The organism is Streptomyces sp. NRRL B-3229 (assembly GCF_000719505.1).
Taxonomy (GTDB): Bacteria; Actinomycetota; Actinomycetes; order Streptomycetales; family Streptomycetaceae; genus Streptomyces; species Streptomyces griseorubiginosus.
Window position 1 is genome coordinate 123,361 of sequence record NZ_JOGP01000017.1, and the last position, 22,688, is coordinate 146,048.

20 protein-coding genes and 1 pseudogene are annotated in these 22,688 nt (G+C 67.8%); 9 read left to right on the forward strand and 12 right to left on the reverse strand.

Annotated features, from left to right (window positions below):
• Positions 1 to 252 precede the first annotated feature (252 nt).
• Entirely contained in the window at positions 253 to 759 is a 507-nt protein-coding gene (locus tag IF54_RS39785) for a phospholipase D-like domain-containing protein (protein ID WP_051735531.1), read from the reverse strand.
• 350 nt (positions 760 to 1,109) lie between these two features.
• On the opposite strand from IF54_RS39785, the gene IF54_RS0125855 reads away from it, so the two are divergent.
• Positions 1,110 to 1,544 carry a hypothetical protein gene (locus IF54_RS0125855; RefSeq protein ID WP_030322704.1) on the forward strand — a complete coding sequence of 145 codons (435 nt, stop codon included), beginning with the start codon at positions 1,110 to 1,112 and terminating at the stop codon, positions 1,542 to 1,544.
• Between the two features lie 17 nt (positions 1,545 to 1,561).
• Here the strand turns inward: IF54_RS0125855 and IF54_RS42765 are convergent, their stop codons facing one another.
• The 3 genes from IF54_RS42765 to IF54_RS0125870 all read right to left on the reverse strand — a co-directional run bounded on the left by IF54_RS42765 (position 1,562) and on the right by IF54_RS0125870 (position 2,945).
• Entirely contained in the window at positions 1,562 to 1,735 is a 174-nt protein-coding gene (locus IF54_RS42765) for a hypothetical protein (RefSeq protein ID WP_159002200.1), read from the reverse strand.
• An 89-nt stretch (positions 1,736 to 1,824) separates the two neighbouring features.
• Entirely contained in the window at positions 1,825 to 2,241 is a 417-nt protein-coding gene (locus IF54_RS0125865; protein ID WP_159002202.1) for a hypothetical protein, read from the reverse strand.
• Positions 2,242 to 2,339: 98 nt separating this feature from the next.
• Positions 2,340 to 2,945, reverse strand: coding sequence for a GNAT family N-acetyltransferase (locus IF54_RS0125870; RefSeq protein ID WP_324616572.1), 606 nt, complete (start codon positions 2,943 to 2,945; stop codon positions 2,340 to 2,342).
• Here IF54_RS0125870 and IF54_RS0125875 point away from each other — a divergent pair.
• Genes IF54_RS0125875 through IF54_RS0125900 form a run of 6 tightly spaced genes read left to right on the forward strand, consistent with a single transcriptional unit; the run spans position 2,930 to position 9,484 of the window.
• Complete coding sequence (locus IF54_RS0125875; RefSeq protein ID WP_030322711.1) at positions 2,930 to 3,694, forward strand: SCO2525 family SAM-dependent methyltransferase; 765 nt, start codon at positions 2,930 to 2,932, stop codon at positions 3,692 to 3,694. The genes IF54_RS0125870 and IF54_RS0125875 overlap by 16 nt on opposite strands.
• 55 nt (positions 3,695 to 3,749) lie before the next feature.
• Positions 3,750 to 5,603, forward strand: coding sequence for an SCO2524 family protein (locus IF54_RS0125880; protein WP_030322714.1), 1,854 nt, complete (start codon positions 3,750 to 3,752; stop codon positions 5,601 to 5,603).
• 1 nt (position 5,604) lies between these two features.
• The gene (locus IF54_RS0125885) at positions 5,605 to 6,525 is read left to right on the forward strand and encodes an SCO2523 family variant P-loop protein (protein ID WP_030322717.1); all 921 of its coding nucleotides are present in this window, start codon (positions 5,605 to 5,607) and stop codon (positions 6,523 to 6,525) included.
• Entirely contained in the window at positions 6,522 to 7,508 is a 987-nt protein-coding gene (locus IF54_RS0125890) for an SCO2522 family protein (RefSeq protein ID WP_030322719.1), read from the forward strand. The genes IF54_RS0125885 and IF54_RS0125890 overlap by 4 nt, the downstream gene beginning before the upstream one ends.
• Position 7,509: 1 nt before the next feature.
• Positions 7,510 to 8,493 carry an SCO2521 family protein gene (locus tag IF54_RS0125895; protein WP_030322722.1) on the forward strand — a complete coding sequence of 328 codons (984 nt, stop codon included), beginning with the start codon at positions 7,510 to 7,512 and terminating at the stop codon, positions 8,491 to 8,493.
• A gap of 22 nt (positions 8,494 to 8,515) precedes the next feature.
• Positions 8,516 to 9,484, forward strand: coding sequence for a hypothetical protein (locus IF54_RS0125900; RefSeq protein WP_030322725.1), 969 nt, complete (start codon positions 8,516 to 8,518; stop codon positions 9,482 to 9,484).
• A gap of 368 nt (positions 9,485 to 9,852) precedes the next feature.
• On the opposite strand, the gene IF54_RS0125905 is transcribed toward IF54_RS0125900, so the two are convergent.
• Complete coding sequence (locus IF54_RS0125905; protein ID WP_051735532.1) at positions 9,853 to 10,905, reverse strand: ArsR/SmtB family transcription factor; 1,053 nt, start codon at positions 10,903 to 10,905, stop codon at positions 9,853 to 9,855.
• A gap of 191 nt (positions 10,906 to 11,096) precedes the next feature.
• Here IF54_RS0125905 and IF54_RS0125910 point away from each other — a divergent pair, with 191 nt between their 5' ends.
• A complete protein-coding gene (locus IF54_RS0125910; RefSeq protein ID WP_037820548.1) occupies positions 11,097 to 12,020 on the forward strand; it encodes a LysR substrate-binding domain-containing protein in 924 nt (307 codons plus the stop codon).
• A gap of 174 nt (positions 12,021 to 12,194) precedes the next feature.
• On the opposite strand, the gene IF54_RS0125915 is transcribed toward IF54_RS0125910, so the two are convergent.
• From IF54_RS0125915 to IF54_RS0125930, 5 genes are all read right to left on the reverse strand, one after another.
• Positions 12,195 to 12,788 (reverse strand): peptidase inhibitor family I36 protein, encoded by a 594-nt coding sequence (locus IF54_RS0125915; RefSeq protein ID WP_030322733.1) that lies wholly within the window; start codon positions 12,786 to 12,788, stop codon positions 12,195 to 12,197.
• Between the two features lie 649 nt (positions 12,789 to 13,437).
• Positions 13,438 to 13,581, reverse strand: a complete 144-nt coding sequence (locus IF54_RS42770; protein ID WP_159002204.1) for a hypothetical protein — start codon at positions 13,579 to 13,581, stop codon at positions 13,438 to 13,440.
• A 33-nt stretch (positions 13,582 to 13,614) separates the two neighbouring features.
• Positions 13,615 to 14,502, reverse strand: a complete 888-nt coding sequence (locus IF54_RS0125920) for a YceI family protein (protein WP_030322736.1) — start codon at positions 14,500 to 14,502, stop codon at positions 13,615 to 13,617.
• A gap of 936 nt (positions 14,503 to 15,438) precedes the next feature.
• Complete coding sequence (locus tag IF54_RS0125925; RefSeq protein ID WP_030322738.1) at positions 15,439 to 18,759, reverse strand: serine protease; 3,321 nt, start codon at positions 18,757 to 18,759, stop codon at positions 15,439 to 15,441.
• Positions 18,756 to 19,106, reverse strand: coding sequence for a trypco2 family protein (locus IF54_RS0125930; RefSeq protein WP_030322739.1), 351 nt, complete (start codon positions 19,104 to 19,106; stop codon positions 18,756 to 18,758). The genes IF54_RS0125925 and IF54_RS0125930 overlap by 4 nt, the downstream gene beginning before the upstream one ends.
• 552 nt (positions 19,107 to 19,658) lie before the next feature.
• Here IF54_RS0125930 and IF54_RS0125935 point away from each other — a divergent pair.
• The gene (locus IF54_RS0125935) at positions 19,659 to 20,327 is read left to right on the forward strand and encodes a hypothetical protein (protein WP_234439060.1); all 669 of its coding nucleotides are present in this window, start codon (positions 19,659 to 19,661) and stop codon (positions 20,325 to 20,327) included.
• 259 nt (positions 20,328 to 20,586) lie between these two features.
• On the opposite strand, the pseudogene IF54_RS43540 reads toward IF54_RS0125935, so the two are convergent.
• A pseudogene (locus IF54_RS43540) lies at positions 20,587 to 20,861 on the reverse strand (DUF3253 domain-containing protein).
• A 440-nt stretch (positions 20,862 to 21,301) separates the two neighbouring features.
• Positions 21,302 to 22,561, reverse strand: a complete 1,260-nt coding sequence (locus IF54_RS40575) for a cutinase family protein (protein WP_159002206.1) — start codon at positions 22,559 to 22,561, stop codon at positions 21,302 to 21,304.
• Positions 22,562 to 22,688 lie beyond the last annotated feature (127 nt).

The window sequence follows — 22,688 nt, forward strand, 5'->3', positions numbered from 1 at the left end:
TCGCAACCAGAGGAGGGCCCGGGGACGTTACGTTCCCCGGGCTCATCCCTGGCGACCTGCCCAGCAGGCGCGCCACGAAGCAACTGCTGGAAGTGGCGCGTGCCTCCCGCTACTCGCAAACATGGTCACGCCAGGTCAGTGCGGCAGCGCCGTCCATCGAGGGAGGTTGGCGGGGGAGAGGTCGGGGCGGGTCCGGCGCAGGCGTACGGCGTGGCGCCAGCGGCCGGCAACGTCGGCGCCGACCCTGAGCATTCAGGCGGCGCCAGTAGTTGGAGCAGAGAACAGAGCCGCGTCGTCACGACTGATCAGCAGATTCTGAGCGTGCGTGGCCTGGGTGTCCTTCAGGTTGCCCGAACTCTGGATCACGAGCTTCGTATCACCCTTTTGGATCAGGAAGCACTTGTTGTGCATCGCGCCGGAGCCGGAGTGCATGCAGGACTTGGCGCAGGGGGTGACGCCGACACCCTTGCTCGTGAGGTAGCTCATGAGTCCGTCGTCCGCGGGGCCGACCACGACGCGGACGCTCACACCGCTCTTCTGGGCTCGCGCAAGCGAGGCCGCGATCTCCTGGCCGCCACCAGAGCTATACCAGTTGTAGAGGGCTATGCGTATGTAGTTGCCCGTCTCGCCGGCGGCGGCCGCGTCCGCGGTTGCGTCGATCTTGCCCTTGATCCTGGTGGCGAGCAGGAGATCCTGGACTCCGCCACCGTGGATGAAGCAGGACTCGTAACGTTCGCAGTGGGGAGACCTCGCAGTCACTGCTCTCGGCCGACGCGGAGGGCGCCGAGATCATCGTCGTCATCAACGTCATGATGAACAACAGCATGCTTGTCAAGGGAACGTCGCCTGAACACGGGCTTGTTGGTGATCACCGGTGGAGCGTATGGCATGTACAGAGTCGGTGACGGTGGATCAGATGCGCTTTCGCTGACGCCTACAGCTCGCAGCCGTATCCCTTGGCATGGACCCCGAAGGCGTCATGACGATGAGCGCGACACCCGGCCGCTTGTGCCGAGCACAACACACGCCATGCCTTCGCGTCCTGATAGCGAGACGTAACATGGCGCTGCCGAGCCGCGAAAGGAGGCTGACCTGTGGGAGCTGGTTTGATGATCATCCCGTTCCTGGCGTCCGTTCTGGCCATTCCACTGGCGATGCTGTCCTATGCGGTCGGCAAGAAGACATCCCGGAAGATGGGCTGGCTGTTCGCGTCGGTCTTGGTCGGCCTGCCCGCTGCGCTGCTGATCGTCATGTTCATGCCTCGAGGTGCCGCCTCCGACCCGTCGGCTCCCATCATCTACGGGAACCCTTACGAGCCCAATTCGATTGCGGACGCCCAATACAAGCGTGGCTACGACTTCGCTGCCGCTCTCGCCCAGCAAGGGAAGGACCCGGGATCCGGTATGGCGGACGACGTCTCTCGCTGGTGCCAGGACCGGCTGACGCCGGCGGCAGGCTTCAAAGGCAAGGTCACTACGGCGGTGATGCAGGGCTGCATCTGGGGATCCCAACAGCGTCCCGCACCTTCGTCCAATGCGCCGTAAAGCCAACTGACGCTCAGTCACCAGTCCACCACCACCGGCCCTTCGGTCAGCACCCGGCCGTCCTCGTCACACGTCACCTGCCGCATGAAACCGCTGTTGTCCATCACCTGGTCGACGATCACCTGATCCCGACCACTGCTGAACCAGCCCGCAGAAAGCCCCCTCCGTGTCTGCGCCTCCAGCGTGCTCACCCGGACCGGTCCTGACAGCCACTTACCCGCCGCGGGGTGCGTGGTGACAGACTGAGCGCCGGTGGCTAGCCAACCGGCACAAGATCTGCTCATCCTCGGCCCGCTGGCCGGCTGCTACGCCGGCACCCACTTCGGACCACATCGCCGATCTTGGCCTGGAACCGGATCAGCCGGTCGCCCGCGAAGCCGACCTTCGCGACGAAAGGCAGGCTCTCACCACCGCAGGAACCCACTGTGCCCGGCACGGACACCTCGGTGAACGGTGCGGACCCGCCCTGGTGACCGGTGTCGATCTCCAGGGGAAGGCCCGGCTCGACCTCCCGGACCATCCAGTCACGGTTCCACCAGAGAAGTTCCTGCAACACCCCGTTGAAGAACGGCAGCAGAACCGTGAGATCCACCGGATCCGGATGGTCCTTCTGATCACCCCGGACGACATCGGTCCAGTACCTGAGCGCCGCAATCACCTTGACCGACAGTGTGCGATCCGCAATCACCATGGCCACGCCCTCCCACCCGTCACCACCGCCACAGCATCGGCCGGTTCCAAGCCCTCCCCGAACCGACCGGTGACGAACCGGAACAGGACCCGCTGCCGGTTGCATCACAGCTTGAGTGTCATGCCGAGACGGTGCGCGCCCGGGCCGAAATGATCAAGATGCGGTCCTTCGGGATCAGGGAGGAAACCGAGGGACTCGTACAGCGCTCGGGCCGGTTCGTTGGTGGGCTCCACCCAGAGACGGACGGTGCTCGCCTCGTCGGCGCGCAGGATCTCCAGCGCTTGTGTCATCAGGGCGCGGGCCAGGCCTTTCCTGCGTCTGGCGGGGGCGACGCCCAGGCTGAAGATCCAGCTCTCGCCTCCGTAGGGCGGTGTGGCGAGCACGTAGGCACACAGGTGACCGTCGTCGTCATCGACAACCAGAAGATGGTCCGCGTACATGTCCAGCAACTGGCGCAGGGTGGAGTTCCGCATCGGATCGTCGGGAAAGGCGGCACCGTCCAGGCGCAGAAGGTCGGGCATGTCCTGCCCGTTGGCCTCGCGAGGTTGGCCGGGCGGAAGCGAAGGTGCTGGCATCGCACCAGAATTGCCTGGCGCTCCCGCCGGTTCAAGTGCCTGGATCCGGCACGGCGCGTCGCATTCGGTCGTGGCCTCATGGCATCCCTCTTTCGCCGACAGTGTTGGTACCGTGAGGCATGCCTTTCGGATCATCAGATGGACAGGCACAGTTGAACGGGGATGCGCCGTGGGACGACTTCGACTCCGCGAAGTATGTGGAGAAGAACTACATCGAAGTGCTCTCCGTCGACGAGGAGATCATGGCGATCGTCCGCAGGCACTTCAGTGATCATTTCCGGGGGCGGCCCAATCTGCCGGTCCACGGCATCGACGTGGGGGCAGGAGCCAACCTCTACCCGGCCTTTCTGATGCTGCCCTGGTGCGACCGCATCACCTTGCTGGACCGGTCGAAGACCAACCGCGCCTACCTGCGCGGCCAGATCGAAGATCACGACGGCAGTTGGGAGAAGTTCTGGCAGAAGCTGTGCCCGGACGAGGCCTACGCAGGCTTTCCCGAGGGCCCCTGGCCTCGGCTGCGCGAGGTCGCCCAGGTCAAGGAAGGCGACATTCTCCGGCCGCTGGATCTGCCGGACAACTGGCAGACCGGCACCATGTTCTTCGTGGCGGAGTCGATCTCCACGGATACGCAGGACTTCCACCGCGCCGTCCAGCATTTTCTGGAGGCACTCGTTCCGGGCGCGCCCTTTGCCGCCGCCTTCATGGAACACAGCTCCGGATACCAGGTGGGCGATCTCTGGTTTCCCGCGAGCAACGTGGACCGTACGGAAATCGAGGCCAGCATCAGGCGTTTCACCGATTCCGTGCAGATTCATGAGATCGGCGAGCAGGGCGAGGTGCGCACGGGCTACGACTACATCATTCTCGCTTGCGGTTTCCGCTGAGCGGGTAGCTTTCGATGACCGTCATGGGGAGACTGGGACGGCAAGGGGGCGCCGGATGCGGATCAGGCCACGGCAGCATCTGCTTGACATATGGCAGGCGCTGGCCAGGCATTCCTTCCCCGAAGGGGCATGGGCCTGGGGCGACGCGCACGGCCGCAGCAGTGTCGCGGACGCCGAACTGATGCTGTGTCTGCTCTATCCCGCCACCGAGATCCCGGCCTTCCGGCTGGATTACCCCGACACCACCCAGCTCGACGTGGCGAAGGCGCTCAAAGCCTTGGGGGACACCACGGACATCCCCCTGCGGCTCATCGAGGTGCTCGGCGAGTTCATGGGCCGCAACCGCCGAGGGGAGCGACCTGACTTCGCCGGAGGCCGCTACTTCGTGCCGGCCGACTCCGCCGGGCAACTCGCCCCGGAGCAGCGGGACATCGACGTCGTCGACTCCTACTCCATGTCCGTCAGCCTGTGTCTGGCCGTGCTGGAGTTCCTCAAAGGATGCCGGAGCACGACCCGCCGGCAATCCACCCTCGACCGCATCGACCGGCTCCACGGCGAAACCAGTCTGCGGCTGACCGCCGCGCTCGTGGGCCTGCTGCGGTCCTTCACCGTGCACGTGATCGACATCGCGTCTCCGCAGGGGCAGGTCCTCGCCGGTCTCCTGGACCAGGACGGCCTCTCCGATCGCCAGGTCGTCGAGCGCTTCCAGCACCGGTTCGGGACGCTGCGCGCGACCATCACGGAAAGCCCGGGCCTCGACCTGCCCGCCGAGGTGCGTGACGAACTGACCAACCCCAACCGCCTGTTCGAGTGCGGCTGGGCGTGGAGCGTCGTACGGGACGCTCCGGAGGTTGCCCTCAAGGGCCCCGCCCATGAGATGGTCCCGCAGCCGCCCGGGGTAGCCCTGCCGTTGCCGAACCTGCACTTCACGGTCGTAGCCCTGGACGGCATCGTCGACCTGCTGTCCGAACGCACCCTCACCCGGGGGCTGCTCGACGCGGAACAGCACAAGCTGGCCAACGCGCTGCGGCTGCGCTGGGAGATCACCCACCAGTACTGGTCGGCGCTCGCACGCCTCGGTGAGGATCACTGGCCGCTCGCGAAGATCCCGTGGCGTACGACGTCCCAGCAGGCGGACTCGGCGTACTTCTCCCTCTCCGTCGTCTCCGTCCTGGTGCACGACATGATGCGCCGACGTACCACCGGTCACGACCTCAGCAACCTCATCAAGGTCATGGAACGCCTCAACGAGCACGGGCGGTTCACGGGGGCGGAGACGAGCGACGGCCCGGCGAACGGCCCGCACAGCCCAGGGGTCACCCTGCCGCTGCCGGGCAGCGAGGCGCTCGGCCCCGCCATGGCCTGGGTGATGAGCGACTTCCCCACGCAACTGCTCAAGCGCGCTGTGCAGTTGTGCTCGCTGGCGCAGAAGACCTCCGAGGAGGAGAAGCTGCTGCGGCTCGCGGAGGAGACCCTGGATCACGTGTGGAGCCACCGCATCGAGGACGGCGCGGGCATCGGCCTGTGGAGCGGCCTTCCGGTGACCGGCCTCCAGACACCGGTCCCGGCCGGGAGCCCCTCGTGGAGCATCACGGAACGGGTCGTCGAGTGCATGGTGGCCGCACACCTCCTGTACATCCAGCCGCCGAGCCACAGCCGCGACCTGTCCGGACAGGCCCAGGAGGCGATCAGTGAGGCCGCCCATCTGCTGGGCAGGGAGCAGGAGTTGTACCCGGCTCCGCGCCGGGCCACCGACCAGGAGAAGTGGATGAAGCGCCTGGAAGCCGATCTGGAGCGAGCGCACCGGCTGGTGGGCGAACAGGCGGGCACCGCGCTCGCGCTCGCCCTTGACGTCCTGACCCGGCTGGACACCCTCGCCCGAGCTCGCGGTACCGACGGGAAGGTGTGACGTGCTCGTCTTCGCAGCCTCGGACAAGGGAGGCACCGGCAGGTCCGTGACCAGCGCCAACCTCGCCTACCAGTGTGCCCTGGACGGCTCCGACGTCTGCTTCCTGGACTTCGATTTCGGATCCCCCACGGCCGCCACCGTCTTCGATCTGCCCGACGTTCACCGCGAGGCCGAGACAACCGGACTGCACGCGTACCTGCAAGGCGATGTCGGCGAACCCCTGCGGGTCGACGTCTGGGCTCGCACGGAACACCTCGACCTGCGCGACCGGCCCAACGGCTCCGGCCGCCTCGTCCTCCTGCCGGGCGACCGTTACGGCGGAGAGTTCGTCACCGACCGGGAACACGTGCACCGGTGCGTCGACCTCATCCTGCGGCTCAGACGCGAGTTCGACCTGCTCATCGTGGACCTCAGCGCCGGACGCAGCTACGCCGTCGACCTGGTACTCCGGGCCACCTCACCCGGCCTCGGCCTCGACCGGCTTCCCCACCGCTGGCTGGTCTTCCACCGCTGGACGCGCCAGCACGTCACCGCGGCGGCCGAACTCGCCTTCGGCCCACGCGGCCTGCTCAGCGCCGGCGAGGGACTGGGCCACGACCGTGACGCGCTGCGTGGTGCCATCCGCTTCGTGCGGGCGGCCGTACCCGATCCTGACTCACCCCTGTGGTCCACAGTGGGGCCGGCGAGGTACGCGTGGATGACCCAGTGCGACAGGGCGCTGGAGAAGCTCGCCTCCGAACGAGGACTGGGCCGGACCGGCATGGTCGCCAAGATCCCGCTGGAACCGGTTCTCCAGTGGCAGGAGCGACTCATCACCGACCAGGACGTGCACGACCGCCAGATCGCCGACCCGCAGACCTGGCGGGCCCTGGGCGACCTCGCCCAGCGGCTGACCGACGACAGATTCTGGGGAGAGCGGTGACCCGACCCGTCCCGGTCTTCCGGGAATCCAGCGCCGAACCGCGTACCGAGTCCCTGCCGTTCTCCCATCTCTCCCTGGAGATCGGCCACTTGTACATGGAGGACATCGTCGAGGGGCCCGAGCGGCTGCGACGCCACTTCGCCACGGTACGGCCGTGGGTGGACGCCGTCCGGTCCGGACTGGGTACGTCGCACACCGGCACGCGCCCGCGCGTCAGCACCTGCATCCTCATCGACGACTACTTCTCCCGGCTCACCCCTCCCCACGAACTCCTGCCGTCGCTGGTCCAGGAGGCCGCCCGCGCCGGACTGACTGTCGACTACCTGGCCCGCGAATCCGCCTGCGCCGCCGCCCCCGCCGGCAGCCGCGAGGTCATCCACCCCGCCGAGTCCGTCGCAGCCAGGCTGGTGGAATCCCCACCCCCGGGCAGCAGTGGTTTCCGGCCGCCCGTCAGCCGTACCGGCTGGCTCAGCAACGGCCAACGCGGCCCCGCCCAGCGCACCTCCGCCGCACTGGACCCCACCACAGCGGTCTGGCACCCGCCCGCGGAGATCGGCGCGCGCGGCCACTCCGTCTTCATGGACATCGAGCTGTGGAACGAGACGGAAGGACAACGCACCTGGTCCTGCGCCTTCCTCGCCGCGGTGTGGCAACTGGTCCGGCTGGGACTGCTCCGCGACGACGGCCGCACCATCCTCAAACCGGTTGCCCGGCAGGGCCCGGACTTCCCCGAGGAATGGGACGCATTGCCCGCCGTGCTGCAACTCAATCCCCGCGCCGCGCCCTTCACCGCCTACACCACCTGCAGCGTGCTGCCCGGCCGGTTCCTGCCCGTCGAGCACGCCGTACGCGTCATCCTCGACCAGATCCACGTCGAGGAGGGGCCGCTCCAGCAGGCGGCGCAGCGATCGGCCGCCGAACACTTCGAGGTGCCCGCGGGCATCGCGGACCGCGTCTCCTACGTGTTCCCGCCCGGACTGTGACATGACGAGCGCACACACGGACCCCGGCTCAGTCCTCGCCTGTGGCGAGGTCCGCACCTGCCTGCTGCCCACCCGCGATCCGCTCGACGAGACCACGGCCGTACGACTGCTGCAACTACGCACCGACGAACCCGTGAGGGTCTCCCGGCACCCGAACCACCACGCGGCTGCCCCGGAAGTCCTGACCGGCGTCGACTGCCCCCTGCCCGCCGACACAGGGACACGGATGCGGGTGGTGGGGACTGTGCTCACGCGGGCGATGCTCGTGGAAGGCCGGGTACTCCAGTCCTCCGCGCTTTTCTCCCTGGCCGGCACCGGCACCGATCGACGTCAACCCTGGGGCCACTACCTCGTCCGGCCCGGGCTGCTCGTACCCGTGGGGCGACTGGACGAGCAAGCAGTCGCCCGAGGATTCCTGATCGGACACCGTTCAGGACAGCTGGACATCGGGTCCATCGCCGAGGCCCTGACAGCGCGGATCTCCCGCCATCAAGTCCTCGACCACGACCCGCCCCTGACCACCGTCGACACCCGTCTGCGCTGGACCGCCGTGCGCACACTCCCCGATGCCCCGCCCGCCGTGCTCTTCACCACGCACCGGGACGGCCTGCGCATGGTGGAGCTGCACTTGCCGTCCGGCACCGCACCCGGTGCCGCGGCCGGTCTCTGCGAGGATCTGGCCCTGCACGACTGGCTGTTGACCACCGTCGCCGGCAAACTCGACGGACTGCGGACCGGTGCCGAGGCCGACCGGGCCGGCCTCGGGGTCCTGGGGCCGCTCGTCGACCACCTGCTCCACCTGTGGATGCCGCGGGCCCGCGTCGACAGCGCTCTGCATCCTGTATGGGAGCAGTTGGACGCGATCCCGGGCTACGGCCGTCAGTGGCAGACGCTCACCCAGCGCATCCGAGACCGACTGGCCCTGCTCGCACTTCGCGCGCTCCAAGAGGTGCCGACGCCGAGCCGACTTGGCAAAATTTCGTGAGAGTCTGACGGGGGAGACCCATATGCAAGGCGATCCGGACCCGACACCACCGGCCACCCACGGGGTGCGCGTCTCGCCCCTGATACTCAAGATCCTCATCACCATCGTGGTGAGCACCGGCGCGTACGTGCTCACCAACCTGGTGAAGCAGTCGGGCGACGAACTGTGGAAGATCGCGGTAGCCGTCGTCATCGGCGGCTCCACGCTCATCGTCCAGTACATGGTGGACTTCGAGCAGCGCCTCGCCACCGTCGAGACGGGGCACATCGAGCGCAGCCGCCGGACGGACGCCCACTTCGACCATCTCAGTGATGCGGCCGCTCTGCTGAGCGACCTGGACGAGGCGGGCATGAGCACCAGCGACGCCAAGCGCCTGATCGCCAGCCTGCGGCGGGTTGGTCAGCAGGGCCCGGAGATCGTCAAAGCGTTCGCCCGGTCGGAGGTCGAGAGTCTCGCTTCGGTCGTCACCGACCTGACCGGCAAGAGCGCGCACTGGCCCCGCGACAACAACGAGTGGCTCATCCGTCTGACGCAGTGCGCCCAACGGACCATCGACGCCACCAGCAGCTCCGTGGACCAGCCCTTCTGGGGCACGGACACGGCGGGACCTTACCTGGACGCGCAGACCGAGGCCATGGCGGTCAGGCAGGTCGTCATCCGCCGACTCTTCATGATCAAGGAAACCGAGGCAGCGGACCCCGTGGTCATGGAGCGCTTCACCGAGCTGTGCCGAGCCCAGCTCGACGTCGGCATCACGGTGCGCTATCTCGTCCTCCCGCCTACTCCGGAATCGAATCCGCAGCCGAGGCCGGCCGCGCGGGACGTCGTCATCTTCGACACCGATCTGTACCTGGAGTTCGAACCCGACCAGCTCGGCGTCAACATCAAGACGACGCTCGACGCGCACCACGAACGAGTCAACCGTCAGGTCAGATGGTTCAACGCCCTCTGGGCGCGCGCCCGGGAGATCGTTCCTGACCCGTCGGCGTAGCGGGCCGCGTTCGACAGCACCGCTGGCACGTCGAGCTGGTCGGCCAGGCCCACAGTGCGCGACCAAACGCCGTGAGTCCGCGCCGGTTCGGAGGCCGGACCGAGCAGCTCCACCAGGTCCTGGTCGGCGACTCGCGCAAGGCGGGCCAGGACCCGACCAGCCGGGCGACCACGAAGGCCCGACCACGGTCACGAAGCGACAACACTGCCGTCGACCAGCCCCACATCCCTCCGACAACCCGGCCGGAAACCATGGGCTTCTCAACGGATCGGACGATGCCAAGCTGCGCGTTCACCTGGGCGCGGGCCGGCCGGCGATCACCACAAAGGCGCGGGAGTATCGCCATCTCTGGCTGGAGCGACGTCGCCTCACCGCCGGGCGGCCACACGGAGTGCTGAGAAATCGGCCTGGACAACTGGCCGTTGCACCGGCAGATCACCGTTCAGGAGTGCGGCGCCCAGCGGGGTGAGGGTGTGAACGACGAAGGAGCCGTCGCGTGTGCTGTCTGCGAGGTTCACCTCCCGCAAGGCGGCGACGTGCTCGCTCGCCGACGAGGCCGAGATTCCCAGGTATCGGGCGAGTTCCCCCGTGGTGGCGGTGGTCTTCAGACTGGTCAGTACCCGGGCTCGGGTCCGGCCGATCAGTGCGGCCAGAGCTTCGGCGCGCCGGTCGCGGGTGGCCTCCGGCGCCCACGTCACGGGATGGGTGATGGGGTAGGCGAGGACCTGCGGCAGGGTGGGGTCGGCCAGCGCGATGGGCTTGTTCCAGCAAAAGTGTGAGGGAATCAGCCGGATACCGCGTCCGCCGAGGTGCAGATCCCGGTCCTCCGGGTAGCGCACGTGCAGCACGGGGTGGCGCCAAACCATCAGCGGGCGGAAGGAGTTCAGCAGTCCGTGGACTCCGCGATCGCGCAGAGCGCGCGTCCGCAGGGCCCGGTCGGCCTCGGTGGTCCTTTCCGTCCCGGCCCAGGCCGGCGCCACGATCGTGCGGTGCACCAGCCGGAATGCCGTCGCGACCTCCTCGAGCACTGTCCGCTCGCCCGTGCTGAGACCGTGCGCCCAGCGTGGTAGGCCATGGCCGTCGGCCATCCGGTCCAGTTCACAGCGCAGCCGAGACCGAGGGGTGGCGCGCAGCTCCTCCATCGCGGCCTCCAGACCGTCGGCCGAATTGTCGGGTGTCAGGAAATCAGGCCAGTAATGTGCCGAAGCCGGAGCCAGCGTGGAAAGCATCCTGGCCGCTCCCGCCAGCCCCTCCGCAGCCAGTCTGTGACGCGCAATGCGGCGCCACTGGGCGAAGACGGGCAGATATCTCCGTGATGCGCTCAACTGGTGCAGGCTCAGCAAGGTCTCCCACACCGGGTCTGGCTCACGAGCCAGATGAACGCGTGCCAGGTCCGCGGCTGTGAAGTGAATGCGCAGCATCGTTTCTCCCCCGATTGCCTTTGCCACCCCCGACCGTGCCGGTGGTCATTCCGGACGGAGCGGGGGGTTTCCAGGGTGGCATGGAGAAGATCGGTTCAACGCTACGCGGGCGATGAGACTATGGACGCGATCGATGCAGGGGCCGCTATGGCCGCAGGTTGAGGACGTGTGCGGTGCCTGAATCGGAGGGAATGGTGGAGCCGAGCCTGCATCAGCTGCGGCTGTTCTTGGCGCTGAGCGAGGAGTTGCACTTCGGCGTGGCAGCCGCGCGGTTGCACATAACCCAGCCGACGCTCAGCCGCCAGATTCAGGAGCTGGAGAAACGGCTGGGTGTGCCGCTGTTCCTACGCGACAGCCGTAGCGTCACGCTCACCGACGCCGGCCTTTCCTTGGCAGAAGAGGCGCGGGAGACGGTGGCGGCGATGGACCGGCTGCTGGTCCGTGCCGATCAGTGGGCCCGCACGCTCTCCGCGCACGTGGTGGTGGGGACAGTCGGAGCCGAGGCCGCAATGCCCTACACCCACGCGGTCCTCGACCACCTGCGGACACTGCATCCGGAACTCACCGTGGAGATCCGAACCCTCAGCTTCGCCGAGCACCTGATCAAGTTGCTCTCCGGCGACATCGACGTCGCTTTCCTCCGACCCCCTGTGCCCGTGGGCGTCGAACTGCTGGAACTGGCCACCGAGCCGCGCATCGCCTGCATGCCCGCCGATGATCCCCTCACACGACTGCCCGAGCTCTCCCTCGCCGACCTCGGCGAGCGGGTGTTCGTGGACGTCCCTCCTGAAGTGCCGCGTGTGTGGTGGGACTTCTGGGCGGTGGACCCGCGACCTGACGGCAGACGGGTGCGCTATGGCCCCGTCGTCTTCGACATGGAGGGACTGCTCCATGCGGTCGCCTCGGGACAAGGGATGTGCTTTCTGCCCGCAGCGGCCCGCGAGCTCTTCCCCCGCCCGGGTGTGCGTTACGTGAACGTGGTTGATCTGTCCCCGACGGTGTCCGCCCTCGGCTGGCCGGCCGAATGTCGCGACCGACCCACCGTACGGGCCGTACGAGAAGCCGCGACAGCCGCCATGGCCGAGGTCCGCTGGGAACGCACTCCCTCCCCATGAGGCGCTTCGCACACGGCGCACCAGTCGTGAACCACCACTGCAACACGGGGAGCACTTGGTGGTTGTGGAGTCCAGTTAGGGGAGTTCAAATGCCCCCGAAGCCCGTCGGCCTCGCCATGGTCAGGCCGTGGCGAGGCCGCGACACCGTGCCGGAACCGCGTCTTCAGGCCTGGGCTACGGATACAGCTGGATCACATCGGCTCGGTTGTCGGCGTCCCCCAGCTGGCCCGAGCCGGACGGAGCGTTCCCACCGAAGATCCACGCCAGTTGGCTGCCGCCGTCCGCGTTGATCCAGTCCTTGCCGACCACCCAAGCGCCTCCGCTCTGGTTGTTGTAGAAGGAGCTGACCGTGTCCCGCCAGCTGGAGCCGTCGGACACGGTGTAATTGCCGAGGTCGTAGGTGCCGTAGTAGTAGAAGTCCAGGCGGTAACCGGTGTAGTTGCTGTACTGCCACACACAGGCGTAACCGTACCGGCAGTCGCCGAGACCGGCGGCCGCGCGGGTGGACGCCGGGACAGCCATCTCCACACCCGGCGCCAGCCGCACCCGGTCCTTCGCCACCCGCTCGGCGCCCTCGTTGTGCCGAAGCAGGCCCGCGATCTCCCGCTCCACTCTGGCGTCCGCCGTCTGCGCGGACGAGGTGGTCTGTGCCGGCGCGGCGATTGACGGCGAAGCCAGAGCCGTCGTGAACACGGACGCGGCCGCCAGTCCGAGTGCGAGCGAGGCACAGCGCATCCTCAACGGCTTCCGCGAATGCAGTGACTTCATGGGTTCTCTCCCTTGGGCGCGGCCGGAATCGTCGTTCCTTACGAACCCCCATGGTCGGAGTCCTCCCTCGACCGGCACCAGGCGTTTCGGGCACGGCCGAATGGCGCTGGTCGCCAGGTGCGACACCGTCGGCTCCTTGCGCGGAGCGTCACTGCCTATCCCCGTCGGTGGCGCTGACTCCCGGCCAATCCTCGGAACTCGCTTCGCACGAGGTAGCGCGGCGGCGAGGGTCTCCTTGCTTCTCGGGACAGGTCCTACGGAGGGTGCGCCGGGATCACCGACATCAGCTGTGTCTTGTAGCGTGTGCTCCAGGGCCCGGCCTCAGTCGCGTGATCGTCACCGTGGCGTTCGCGGACCTGGTCATGACCGCCACCAGCCCGCGCCGTACGGCCGGTACGGAGGGGAGGACCGCGCCTTTGCCCTCGGCGCACACGAGCGGATTGTCGGCCTTCCCGTCTTCTCCTGATGCGGAGGGCAGATTCCTGCCGCCCTCTTGGTCACGGCAATGTCGTAGTTCGCAACGGGCCGGCCGTGCCCGGTCAGCGGGGGCGCCACGATGGAGTTGCCGATCGGGGCCGTCTTGGGCACAGGGATGATCGGCTGGCGCCGAAGTCGCGGAACACCTCTGGCAGTTCGGCGTTCGTCTGCACTACTGGAGGCAGGGGTACGCGGGTTGCCGAGACGGTAGGGGCGGGCCGTAGGCGTCGATGTAGGTGCTGGTGGCCCGCTTGTAGTCGTCGGTGGAAAGGGCTCGGCCGTCGGTGGAGGCGGCCGCGGCGTCAGCGGTCTGCACCGCCTGGGCAACTCTGCGGAGTTCGCCTCTGCGTTACTTGAATTCCAGCTCGGTGCCCTTGGGGACGGCCTGGACGTCCAGGTCGACCTTGATGTTCGAGCCGACCACGGCGATGTTGCGCGCCAGCATGGTCTGCCAGTTGATGTCGTAGTCCTCGCGGTGCAGTTCGGTCGTGGCGTGGATGGCGGCGCGGGTCTCGCCCTCCATACCCACCCGCACGCCGTTGTACTGCGCGTCGAGGGTCACCGTGCGGGTCACCCCGTGGAGGGTGAGACCGCCCGTGATCGACCAGTTCTGGCCGCCGCGGTGCACGAAGCGGTCGCTGTAGAACTCCAGGGTCGGGAAGTTCTCCACGTCGAGGAAGTCCCCGGACCGCAGGTGGTTGTCACGCATCTTGACGTTGGTATCGATCGAGGCCGCGTCGATGACGACGTGCATCGCGGTGTGCTCCATGGTGCTGCCGACCCTGATGGCCCCGGCAAAGTTGCCGAAGCCGCCGTAAACGCGGCCGAGGCCGATGTGGCGGGCGGTGAAGCCTATTCGGGTGTGCGCCGCCTCGATCTCCCACTCGCCCGGTTCGGGTAGGGGCAGAGCGGGGGCGACATGCAGGGTGAGATCACCGAGCGCAACGGGCGCACCCCCCTCTCGCACGGACGCGTGTCCCACGTGCGCGGCGAAGCCGTCCGCCGAGACCGACACACGGTACTCGCCGACGGGGACCACGACGACGCCCCAGCCGTACGGGTCCGTCTCACCTGCGACGACTTTGCGCCCCTGGCTGTCGTTCAGCCGGTACTGCGCCTGCGCCAGGGGATTGCCGGCCGAGTCGATGACGCGGAAGCTGAGGAGGCCCGCACTCTGTGGCACCGTGAGGCCGGCGAGCGCGTCCTTCTTATGGTTCGCGACTTTTCGTCTGCCCAACAAGTGTCTGATCAATTTTCGCGTGTCCCTGTACGAATGTTTCTACGAGCGGTGGCGCGTCCCGCTCCTGTCAAACTGCTGGACGGAAAAGCAACCGGCCGACACCCTGCGCAGCCCGGCGCCAGCATAGACCGGTACGAGCAGGTAACTTCGCTCAGGCAATCGAGTCTCCATCCGGTGCATCAGGGGGGTCGGGACCGCCCGACCCCCTGCGAACAGGACCGACGCCCGGTTGCACGGGCATGGCGCCGTCTCGTCGGCGTGCACCTTTGCTCACACAATCTGCGGGCGATGTTCACTCGCGTCGCGTCAGCTGCACGGTACGGACACAGCGTCCACGGCGTGGTGGGCGCCGTTGGACGGTGAGCGGGTGTGGGGGAGGAAGGACCACGGGAATGGCCCGCTGGAGCAGATGCGTCGTAGGCCGTCAGCCGATCCAGCGTCAGCCGGTCCTGCTCGGCCGCCCAGGTCCACGAGAGATCCTTCACGACCACTACGAACCGTTTCCAGCCCGTTTCCAGGGCGTGCGGTCCGCCGCCGACGTCACGTTCCGGCCCTGTGCGGCCGGCGTCCGCGCAGCGTCCCGCTCCTCGACGTCTGTCATGCCGACCACCTTGCCCAGACAATCGACTCCCTCAACTTCCCTCCAGGCGGGAGTCCAGGCGTGCCGAGCGGGCGCGACGCCGGCCCGTCTTCGGCACGGGGTGTGCGGTCGCCCCGACGTGCCGGACCTGGTCTCCGGGCGCAGCGACTGCGCTTTCCTCCTCTGGGGGCGATCGAGGCCCCCGCCCGGGCGTGTGCCGGTCGGCGCTGCGGTCCGTTACGCGCGCTGGACTGCCTCGCCGTGTGCCGGGAGTTGCGCGCGCTCACGCGCTGCGGCAGGTGGTCCCAGTGCGCCTTCGTGCTTCGCGCTGCATCATGTCCGACAGCAGGGCCTCAGCCCCACTTGATCCGTTCCCTGGGGAAGTTTTCGGCGCCGTGGATGCCGGGATGGTTCCGCGGCACGCCCAGCAGCTGTATCCGGAGGTCCGGCATGCGCTCGAGGCCCCCCAGATCGGCTTCCCAGTGGGGCCCCGTGATCCCGAGCGTGAGGCGGCGCAGGGCCGGAAAGGAGGTCGGCAGGCTCGTCAGGTCGATCTCATCGCGCCTCAACCCTCCGTAGTCCCCGTGGAGCATGAGGCCGAGGTGGCTCACGCCGCCGTGGCAGAGGCGTGAGGGCATGGTGAACTGCTGCGCCGTGCACGAGACGGACAACTGCGTCAGGGCCGGCAGGTCGCGGAGCGACTCGATACCTTCCACCGCGGAGCCGGTGAGCCAGATCTGGGCCAGGCTCGTCCAGTCGGCAACATGCGCCTGCCAGTCGCGGGGCAGGGATGCGAGCGCCAGATCCCTCACCCCGGGCAGGGCGGGCAGGGTGAACCGGAACTCTTCGTACTGCCGATGGGGCATGAGAATCATGGAGGCAATGAACAGAGGGTCACTCGTGGTCGGGGCAATTCCAAGAAGCAGGCTGGTCAGCCCGTGTGCCTCGCGGAGAAGGTCGAAGGATTCGGTGCCCTTGAGACCGGTGGGGGTCCAGTTCAGCAGGCTGGTCCGGTGCCTGTTGGCGAAGGAGACGATCTCCGCGAGAGGCATGGCCCGTCGCACTGTCAGCCCGTCAACCGAGCACAGGACGTGCGCGTGTCCGAGTTGCTCGGGTGAGTCGGCCCACAGCCGGGGGACGTCCAGGCCGGCGAGTACGGCATCGGCGTATTCCTGACCCGGGCAGCTCTCCCAGATGCCGACGAGTACAGAGGCGAGCTTCTTCCGCTGCTCGAAGGGCATCTGGGAAAGGAAGGCGAGAGCCTCGGAGCCGCCCAGCCTGCCGGCCAACTGGGCTGCGCTGCGACAGAGGTCCATGTCCTGCCAGTCGAAATCACGTTGCAGCGCCGAAAGCAGGTCGGGCCCGACGGAGACGTAGTGGTCGATCTCGTGTGGAAGACCGTCGTCCTCCGACCCGGTGGGTTGCGCAAGAGGCTTCTCCGGGCTCGTGGTGAGTGCCTTGTTTTCTTCCTTCGCCGCGGCCCGGAAGGTCTTGGCGACTCCCGAGATCAGGGACCGGCGGTCCTCCTCGTCCATCTGTACCGCGTAGGGAATGCATGATGCCGCGGCCATGCGCATTCGCGCGCGCTGCCTCCGGTTGGTCACCATCCGTGCCTTGCGCCGCAGCTGGGCGACGAACTCGCGGGTGTCGGCAAGATTGCACTGGCTCATGGCGAAGCGCAGGACGTCGTCCCACATCTCGTCCCCGGCGTGGCCGGCCAGTTGCCCGAAGGAGCGCTGGGCAACCAGATCTGTGGCCGCGAGGTAGTCCTGAAAGGTGCGATGGCTGAAGCGCAGGGTGTCCTCGGCCGGGGCGACGAGAAGCCCGCTCCGCTCGTGCAGTGCTTTGCGGATCTCGCCAGGGGTGTGGGAACCAGGTTCCCGTCCCAGGCTGGACAGTCGGCTCTGCACCTTCTCGTCGAAGCGCGTCAGGGTGATTTCCCGTTCGCCCTCCGCAGTCAAGTATCCGGCGATCCAGGAGAGAACCGCCCGGCGTTGATCGATGTCCAGGCCGGGCAGCGGCTCGGGCACCTCACGATCCGCGTCGCGCAGGCCGAGCATCATGTCGACTGTCCGCGCGTACAGCTCCTGCCGGAACCGCGGAAGCCGGGTGCCGTGGACCTCGTGGAGTTTGCACAGTACCGCGCAAAGCAGCGGGGTCGCGGCGAGCGCAGAGAGATCCGGCGACGTGTTGATGTGACGGGTCAGAGAGAATTCGTAGGCCGAGAGACGGGCGATCCGCCGGTCCCGCTCCTCCTCGCCGAGCCGCGACGAGCGCACCCCGAGGATCGCCGCCTGGTGCCACTTGTGGATGAGCTCCGCCCGCTGGTCGGCGTCGAGCTCAACGAGTTTGAGCTCCACGAAACCGAGCCTGGCAGGCGGGGACCAATGATGCAGTGCCTCCGGGCGCCCCGTGACGATGACATGCAGAGCGGGGGAGTCCCGCAGGAGATCGCTGATCCAGCGAAGCACGCCGTCCCGGTGACTCTCCAGGACCTCGTCGAGACCGTCGATGAGCAGGAGCACCCGCTCTCGCTCGAGCATCCGGCGAATCCACCCGTCCGGTGGAACCGAGTCGGTCGCCATCCCGCTGAAGTCGAGGAACTGCCCAGGCTGCGGCGGAACTCCGTCAAGTCCCTCGATCCGCTTCCATCTCGGCGCGTACATGTCCCGCAGGCGCAGCAAGACGGGGATCCGGTCGTTGAACGGTTCGAGTTCGCCCTTGCACGAGCCGCGCGCCATGGAGACGGCGAGCCACTCGAGCAGCGTGGACTTCCCGGCCCCCGGACTACCCCGCAGCAGGAGCCGCGTGTTCTTCGCGATCAGGGGCTCGACGGGTCTGGTCTGCTCGGCCGTCGACGACAGGCGTCGCGAAGGGACGCCCGCACGCAGACTCACGTACGCGTGGTCGATGCTGATGTCGTCCGTGAGATGGCCCTGGAGACCGAGCCCGAACAGCTCGATGTGCCCGTAGCGACGGATCGCCTCCCTGCGGTACGTGTCCAGGAACGCGGCGTCGCGGGCGTCCGACTCGGTGACCGGCGGTGAGGGCGGGACGCGGAACAGCGCATCAGCGAGCGGAGCCCCCTCGAATACGGCACCGATCGGGCTGGCCTCGAGCCGGGAATGGTTCCAGCCCGACGAGTCGCGCACGACGACGCCGATCAGCCACCGGCCCGCGTGGAACACCGGTGCACCCGACATGCCGCTCCACGGTTCGGGGCCCGCCGGCGGGTGTCCGGCAAGCTCGAGGGAGAGGTAGCCGTGTTTGTCTGCGCTGTTGGGTGCCACGCGGAACGAGGCCTCCAGCGGGGCGACGCCGGCAGCCATCCGGGTCATCACCGCCGGCAGACCCAGGGCAGAGCAGTCATCGAAGCGCGCGTCGGGTGCCAGCTCGCGCAACGCCACGGGTGCCAGCTCACCGGGCAGTGCCAGATCCTCGACGGTGAGAAGTACGGCGATGTCCTTGTCAATGCGCAAGACTTCGGCAGCCGTCGCGCGCAGGGTTTGCAGTCGGCAGACACGAAGGTCCTCGGCCGGGAGGTCCTCGACCACGTGGCCCGCCGTCACGACCACGCGGCTGTTGAGGAGGTATCCGCTGCCGCGCACCTGGTCGTCCTTCGTGGTGATGGCGACCAGGTGGGAGCGGCTGGGGTGGCGGACGGCAGCGGTCATCGGACGATGCGATGGCCGGACTCGGTGTTACGGATCTCGGGGCTCTCGCCGGTGGCCGCCGACACGGGGGTGAGGTTGAGCGTCACGCGATGGGTCCGCGCCGTGGACCGCTTGTGCTCCGCGTCGGCCGTGACTACCCACGCCTTGACCCCGCCCTTGGCCGTCCGATCACGGGTCAACGAAACAGTGAACTCCAACTGGATCGGGCCCACCTTGAAGCGAACGTCCGAGTCGGGGTCGGATGCGGCCGCCTCGGTGATCTGTGCGCGGAGTGCCCGTACGGCAGACACCAGCTCGACGGGCGCGTCACCGGGGGAGTCGTCCGACCTGCCGTGAGAGAACCACATCTCTTCAACTCCTCACACCGCCACCGTACTTGGGTCACATCATGATGAGCCTCGCGATGCGGACCAGCAAGACCATCATTCGTGGTGCCCCCGTGGAGGCCGCTGGTGGAATCAGCGCCGAAACAACCGGAGGAACACGCGCCCGTGAGGCTGCGCACAGCATGCCCGGCGACACCACGAGCCTGGACCGCGGGACTGCGCTCGCACGGCCGCAGCTAGCTGGCACCCCTCGCCACCGCGGCTGCGCCGGCACTGGATCGCTTTGCGGTGGCTGGTTTTCCGTCCGGGCGATCACTGTGCGGTCTGCTCCGGCTGTTCAGACACCGAAGCCGCGGGCGCGTGACGCAGGACCGCGTCGTCACGCTAGGGTCAGCAGTCGAAAACTGGCCAAGACCAGACGTGAAGGCGACATGCGGCATACGCCGACGTCTGCTGCACGAGCGGTGATGCGTGAAGAACCGACGCGGACGTGCAACTGACGGCGGCCGAAAGTCGTCCTTTGCGGCGAGCCGTCGAGGCACACCAAGAACTCGGACAACGGGGGGACACAGCATGAACGTGACGTCGAAGAAGAACCGGCGCAGACCGATGGTGGTCGGGGCGGCCGTACTGGGAGCCTGCGTGGCCGGTGCGTTGCTCCTGACCGGATGCAACGGCAAGGAGGAGGCGACGGGTTCGGGCGGTGGCACCAACCCGACGAAAGCGGCGGCCACCGGCGGCAAGGAGACGGCCACCAGCGCGGTGAGCAAAACGCCGGTCGCCACAGCGTCTGCGGGATCGATCAGCACCGCCAAGTCCCCCGGAGTGGTCCCGGCCGCTTCCAAGTCTCCCGTTGCCACCGTCTCCCCTGCGGGCGGCACCGACGGCGACGGCTGTGACCACAAGATGCCGATCTCCCCCGACGAAGTCGCGGTCTACCGCTACACCCCCGAAGGCGGGTCCCTCAGCCTGATCGTCAAGTACGGCAACTGGGGCTGCGGGTCACCCGACTCCGACGGCGCGCCGTTCGAGACGGTCGGCAAGGAGACGTTCATCCCGATGGACCAGGCCGCTTACGTCACCGTGACCAACCCCATCGTGGAGAGCACAGAGAACCAGCACATCGGCGTTCAGGAGTTCCTCGACTGGCTGGAGGCGCACCCGAACTCGGGGCTCGTCTTCACCTACCACCTGGGTGCCGACGGCGCCATCGACCGGCTCGACGAGGTCTTCACCCCCTAACAGCGCGCCGGCGCTCGGTTGGCCCGGCTCGGGCGGGGGGCCGTGACGTGACGCCTGCAATGCTCGAGTTCCGGCTTGCCCACGTCTGAAGCCGATCGCTGACCGGAGCACGGTGGGGACGCGGCGCTCACCGCTGAAGCGGGCAGGACACACTCCGGCCCGCTCCACGACCGGAGAGGTGGAGCAGGATGACGTGAGGGGCGATACCGGTGACGCCGCTGAGGCCGGGAGAAGATCTCCCGGCAGGTGCCGTCCGGTCCTACCGGCGTGCGCGGCGAATACGGACGGGTCGCGGGTCTGCGTTTCCGCGACGGTCTGGCCGCCCTGAGTCACCTCGACCTCGCCGTGGTCCACCAGGCGTCATGCCGCGCGGCGGGCCGGTTCCATCAGGGCCCGCCAGCCGTCGTCCTCACCGTCGTAGACCTCGCGCGCGGCGTCGGACGGACAGATCGACGCGGTGCCGACACGGCGCTCGAGCAGGCTCATGATGGCCCTCTCCAGCCGTTGACCGAGCCGCTGGTCTGTCTGTTCCATACGGTCCAGTGTGCCGGATTCTCTGTGCAACGGCAGGCGGAGGCGTCGCCCTCGCCGAGTCTTACCGGCTTGGCCGAAGCGCCCCGCCTCTGCTGGCGGATCGACTCATTCCACCTCCGTCCGCCGCCCGGCGTTCGCCGTCTCGGGGCCCGGCTCTTGCCGCCGGTGATCCATCGCCTCGTCGTCACGCCCGCCCTCACGTCCCTGAGGGGCGTCTGCCGCGCCGCTGCGAACGGCACAGAGGTGCAGGTGCCGTCCGTGCAGTACGCGGCTGAGGCCGTCACGGCACGTCCTCACCGCTTTGCGCCTGGGCAGCGGCGTCCGCCAATTGCGTGACTGGTGTGGTCAGGCCGTCATCCCGAGCGTGGCCGAGGGGCACATCAAGGCACCGGTCCCCGCCGCGTACGTCGCGGCGGGGACCGGCCGTTCCGGTTCACACCTCAGTGGCACTCCGGCACGCCCGGCATCCAGGCCGGTCCGGACAGGAAGATGTTGCTGATCCACCCCTGTTGCTGTGGCAAATACGACCAGGCGTCGTTGGTGATGCCGCCGTAGGTCACCGACTGCCCGTGCTTTTGACACCGCACGTACACGGTGGTCGGCGCCGGGATCACGGTGACAATGCCGGACTCCGTCGTCGCCTCGGCGCGGACATTGACGTTGGTGGCCCACACGTGCTCGGGGGTGTCTGGTGGCGGATGTACGACGTTGCGCTGGGCCACTGCCGCGCTGACCGCCCGGTCGGCGACCTGGGCCGCCACGGCACTGGCCTTCACCTTGTCCTCGGGGCTCTGGTCCAAGCCGTTGTTCCGGTACATCACATGGGGTGCGTTGCTCCCGATCGCGCTGTCGGCGAAGTCCCCCAGCCAGCGGTCCCTCCACTCGTCCGTGTCCGGCGTCGCCTGCTCGTTGCAGACCGCGTCGTCGGTCCTGCACACGTCGAAGTATCGTCCGTCGCCGAGGAAACCCGCGAACACGGCGGGTACGGCCAGCCGTTGCAGCAGCCCGCCGCGCGTCACATCGGCCTCACCGTCCGAGTAATCGGGGTTGAGGGTGAGCATCTGCCCGTCCTGCGCCATTCCGATCTGGCCGTTGTAGCGTGAGGCGTCACCTATGTTGACGATGGCGCCGACCTCGTCGGAGTTGGTTGTGTTCCCCTTGATCGATTCCTGCGCGATGGCGTTCTTGATCACCTGCGCGCCCTGCGAATAGCCGAGCAGGATCAGCGTGGGGCGCGTCGAGCAGGAAGCGTAGAACGCGATCTCCTCAACGAGTTTGTCCCGGCCTTTACCCATCGAGGTCCAGTAGTCGTCAGGGCCGTAGGCCCCGGGCAAGTCGACCGCGGACGCCGGGTAGTACAGATTCCGCACGGTGATGTCGTCGGCTGTGACGCCGGCCTTGGAAAGCGAGTTCTTCAGGACCGTGATGTACGTGCTGTTGACGCCTACGGTGCCGTTGGGGTGCCCGTCGTCAGTGGACTCGCCCGTGCCGTACGCGGACAGGATCACCCACGGTTTTGCGCAGTCCGCGGGTGCCTGCGGCGGATTCGGGCCCGGATACTGGGCGTGTGCCGTCGGCGCGGTGCCCAGGTTCATGGCGAGCGCGGAGACAGACAGCAGGGACAGGACGAGCGCCCACAGGCGGCGTCTGCCCCCTTCATCCCGTCTGTTTCTTGGCTTTATGGCCGCCTCGGTCATCATGTTTCCCCCGTCGAGATGTCGAAGGTGCCCTAGGCGCTGTTTCTCGGATCTCTCTCCGTGGGTGGGGTGTTGGGGGCAGGCTGACTCCATGGGACGCGGAGATCTGACGAATGCGGAGTGGGATCGA